This is a genomic window from Loigolactobacillus rennini DSM 20253, assembly GCF_001436505.1.
In the GTDB taxonomy this organism is placed as follows: Bacteria; Bacillota; Bacilli; order Lactobacillales; family Lactobacillaceae; genus Loigolactobacillus; species Loigolactobacillus rennini.
Genome location: NZ_AYYI01000049.1, coordinates 1 through 4023 on the forward strand (window position 1 = coordinate 1; position 4023 = coordinate 4023).

Annotated in this window: 4 protein-coding genes; 3 read left to right on the top strand and 1 reads right to left on the bottom strand. The window is 46.5% G+C overall.

Annotated features, from left to right (window positions below):
- Window positions 1-190: 190 nt before the first annotated feature.
- The 3 genes from FC24_RS07410 (at window position 191) to FC24_RS07420 (ending at window position 3067) form a co-directional block, all read left to right on the top strand.
- The gene (locus tag FC24_RS07410; protein WP_057874257.1) at window positions 191-2089 is read left to right on the top strand and encodes a heavy metal translocating P-type ATPase; all 1899 of its coding nucleotides are present in this window, start codon (window positions 191-193) and stop codon (window positions 2087-2089) included.
- Between the two features lie 185 nt (window positions 2090-2274).
- Window positions 2275-2496 carry a heavy-metal-associated domain-containing protein gene (locus FC24_RS07415; protein ID WP_057874258.1) on the top strand — a complete coding sequence of 74 codons (222 nt, stop codon included), beginning with the start codon at window positions 2275-2277 and terminating at the stop codon, window positions 2494-2496.
- A gap of 13 nt (window positions 2497-2509) precedes the next feature.
- Window positions 2510-3067 (top strand): ferritin-like domain-containing protein, encoded by a 558-nt coding sequence (locus FC24_RS07420; RefSeq protein WP_057874259.1) that lies wholly within the window; start codon window positions 2510-2512, stop codon window positions 3065-3067.
- Between the two features lie 102 nt (window positions 3068-3169).
- On the opposite strand, the gene FC24_RS07425 is transcribed toward FC24_RS07420, so the two are convergent.
- Window positions 3170-3946: a Cof-type HAD-IIB family hydrolase gene (locus tag FC24_RS07425; RefSeq protein ID WP_057874260.1), complete on the bottom strand. Its 777-nt coding sequence runs from the start codon at window positions 3944-3946 to the stop codon at window positions 3170-3172.
- Window positions 3947-4023 lie beyond the last annotated feature (77 nt).

Sequence of the window (4023 nt, forward strand, 5' to 3'; positions counted from 1 at the left end):
TTTGCGTAATCTGCGTTACTAAATTTGTTCAAGTTATTTCTTGCAATCTGCCATTTTAAAAAATTTCAGCTTTTTTTAGCGAATATTATTAATAGCAGCAAAAAAAGCGGCGAACTTGACGGGCATCAATTTCAATCTGCTTGCCTGCGTTTATAGTAAAGACATCAACTTGAACAAAGGAGTGCGGAAAATGAAATTTCAAAGATGGTTACAAACACACAATAATCAGATCACGTTACTCACCGGAATTTTAATCGTCGCAGGTTACGGCGCAAAATTCCTCGGCAGTCTTTTCTTCTATAATTTAATTTTGGCGATTGCATCGCTAATCGCTGCGGTCCCGATTGTCATGCACGCTTACCAAGCGCTGCGGGCTAAAGTGGTCAGTATTGAACTACTGGTCAGCATCGCCGTTATCGGAGCGTTTATTATCGGCGAGTACAACGAATCGGCCATCGTCACCTTCTTATTCCTCTTCGGGAGCTATTTAGAAGCCCGGACCTTATCTAAAACCCGTCAATCGATTAAATCGCTGACGGAAATGGCGCCGACTAGTGCCACGGTGATTCGGGAAAACGGCGAACCCGAAGAAATCGACGTAGACGACGTGGAAGAAAATGACACTGTCTTAGTTAAAACGGGTGCCTCCGTGCCAGTAGACGGTGACATTATTGCTGGTGAAGGTTATATGGATGAAGCCGCCGTCACCGGTGAATCCCGCCAAGTGCGCAAACAGCTGCACGATCAAGTCTATTCCGGCACCATGCTGGCAGACGGTTATTTAAAAATCCGCGCCACTAAAGTCGGCGATGACACCACGTTTGCAAAAATTATCGAATTAGTCGAAGATGCGCAAGATACCAAATCCCAAGCGGAAAAATTCATTGACCGTTTTGCCCAGTATTACACCCCAGCGGTCCTTTTAATCGCCTTAGTGGTCTTCTTATTTTCTGGCAACTTTAAATTAGCCATCACCGTGTTAGTTCTAGGTTGCCCTGGCGCTTTAGTGATCGGCGCGCCAGTTTCCAACGTGGCCGGAATTGGTAATGGCGCTAAAAGCGGTATTTTGATTAAAGGCGGCGACGCCATGGATAGCTTTTCCAAAGTGGACACCTTTGTCTTTGATAAAACAGGAACCTTGACTAAAGGGAATACCTCCGTGGCTCAAGTCAATCACTACGCGTTAACTGAAAAAACCGGCTTTGCGTTGACGGCCAAAATTGAAAGTTTGTCCGATCATCCTTTAGGCCGGGCCATCACCCAATACGCCCAAGAAAAAAATTATGCTTACCAAGATTTAACCATCAGCGACAGTCAAACCATTAAAGGTCAAGGCTTGACCGCTACCATCGCGGGTCACCAAGTGTTAGCCGGCAACGCTAAGTTATTAGCCAACGCCGACGTTCAACTGTCAGCGGACCAGCAACAGGACTTAACCAAGTTGCAAAAAACCGGCAGTTCCATTGTCTTAGTCGCCGTTGACGGCCAGTTAGCCTTAATGTTAGGCATCGCCGACATTATTCGCCCAGAAGTTGCCGGTGCCCTGCAACAACTGCGGGAAAAAGGCGCCAAGCATTTAGTCATGTTAACAGGGGATAACCAAGCCACTGCCGATTACGTGGCCAACCAAGTTGGCATCGATGAAGTGCACGCAGAATTATTGCCCGAACAAAAAGTCACTTACGTTAAACAATTTCAAGAAAACGGCCGGACAGTCGCCTTTATTGGGGACGGCATCAACGATAGTCCTTCTTTAGCCACCGCCGACATCGGGATTGCCATGGGTAGTGGTACTGACGTGGCCATCGACACGTCCGATGTAGTCTTGATGCAATCTAGCTTCCAAGCCTTAGTCCACGCTTATGGCCTAGCTAAAGCCACCGTGCGCAACACGAAAGAAAACATTGTCATCGCCATCGGTGTCGTTGCGTTCTTACTAATCGGTTTAATCGCTGGCTTTATCTACATGGCTAGCGGGATGTTCGTTCACGAAGCCAGCATTTTAGTGGTGATCTTTAACGCCATGCGCCTGATTCGTTATGGCCACAAAAATCGCCGCAATGACGCTGCTTTGGCACCCGCTAAATAGCAGGCCACTGCGCCTGTTCTTAGGTGGTGCTGGCTTAAGCCAGTGGCAGTGTGGCCAATACATCGCTGTGCCCGCTAAAACTTTAGAAAAAATGCGGGAAACTTGATGGGCATCAATTTTTTCCGGTGGTGCCGGCGCTACACTATAAATAGTTAAGGAAAACAAATACAAAGGAGTGCATCAATATGAAACGTGCAATTTTACAATTAGGGGCGTTAACTTGCCCGTCTTGCATGCAAAAAATCGAAAACGCCGTTAAGCAGCAAGCTGGCGTGGACAAAGTCAAAGTATTATTCAATGCCAGCAAAGTCAAAGCGGATTTCGACGCGGACCAAACCAGCGCGGAATCGCTAGCTGATGTGGTTGAAAAATTAGGTTACGATGTTGAAAAGATCAAAGTTAAATAAGGAGGGTTAAAACATGAGTGAAGAATCAATCGAAGCACAATACCAAGCTGAATTGAAGCAAGCCGACGTGGATCACCACAAACCCACTGCTGGCGCGATGACTGGCCACATTTTGGCCAACTTGCACGTCAATGATGTGAAGCTGCACCAAACTAGCTGGTTTTTAACTGGGATTGCCGCTGAGGCGCTGCAACCTCTGTTTAAGGAACTGATTGCTAATGGCCGGCACAATTATGATGCGTTGGCACACGTATTATTAGACGAAAATGAATTACCGCCGTCAACAGAAGCAGAATACAAAGAATACGCGATGTTAGAAGAGGACGGTCGTAACAAATACCGCGACAATGCAGCGTTAATCGACATGACCGCCCACGATTACAACACGCAAAACTTGTTCATCGACCGGGCAATTGTCCTAGCTGAACAAGAAAAGCGGCCGGCAATGGCAGCGTTTCTCACTGACTTACGCGGGCAAAATAACCAAGCCATCCGCCGACTCCAAGCGATCTTGGGCAAAAGTGCCTGGGAAGATTTAGTGGAAGAAGACGACGATGACGAGGATGATTAAAACTGTTGTGGGCACTGCCTGCTAACACCTTAAAGCCCCCTCTAGTGCATACAAAAATGGTGGCAATTCACTGATGTGAGTTGCCACCGTTTTTTTGTATCACTAAATTAAATTGTAATGTTTTAACCCGTTAACGATCCCATTTTGTAAGTTGCTGGTGGTAACCCAGGCCGCTTTAGCTTTCATTTCCGGCACCGCGTTGCCCATAGCAATCGGCGTTTTCACCGCGTCAAACATGGGCAGGTCGTTGTAAAAATCACCGAAGCCATAAGTGGGCACGTCAGCTAAGCCGGTGTGGTTCAGCAAGTTTTCAATTCCGGAACGTTTGGAAACACCGTATTTCACCACGTCTAAGCCGCGGAAATTATTGCGGTAGAAACTAAAGGTGCCGTGGAATTTTTCCCGGTACACGTCGTCTTGTTTATCCCGTTCGGGCGTAAAGACAAACAACATGTTCATTTTGGTGGTTAAATAAGCCCCGGCATCAACGTTAACCGTTTCTTTTAATTCCCGGTAATTTTCTCGGACTAATTTGTTGGTGTGACTGACCACAAAGCCATTGGGGTTGTAGTAGGAAACAGGGAGATTATCTTGTTGAGCATAGGCCGTAATGGCTTTTACGTCACTAGTTTTTAAGTATTCCGTGTGCAGCGCCCGGCCGGCCACTTGAATGTAGCTGCCATCGGCGCAAACACAAGAATCAATTCCGGATTGTTCCAGTGTGCCAGTAATTTCAAATAAACTGCGCCCCGTCGCGATTACCGGTAAAATGTGATTGGCTTTTAATTGCGCAATCGCCTTGATGCTAGCTTGGGTCACCCGTTTATCGTTATCGAACAGTGTGCCGTCTAAATCGAAAAAAACAACTGCTTTGTACATTTAAAAGCCCCTTCCTTTACGTAGGTACTGTCAAACGTACCCTAATTTACCTTGTTTTTATTATCGTTACTAATTGT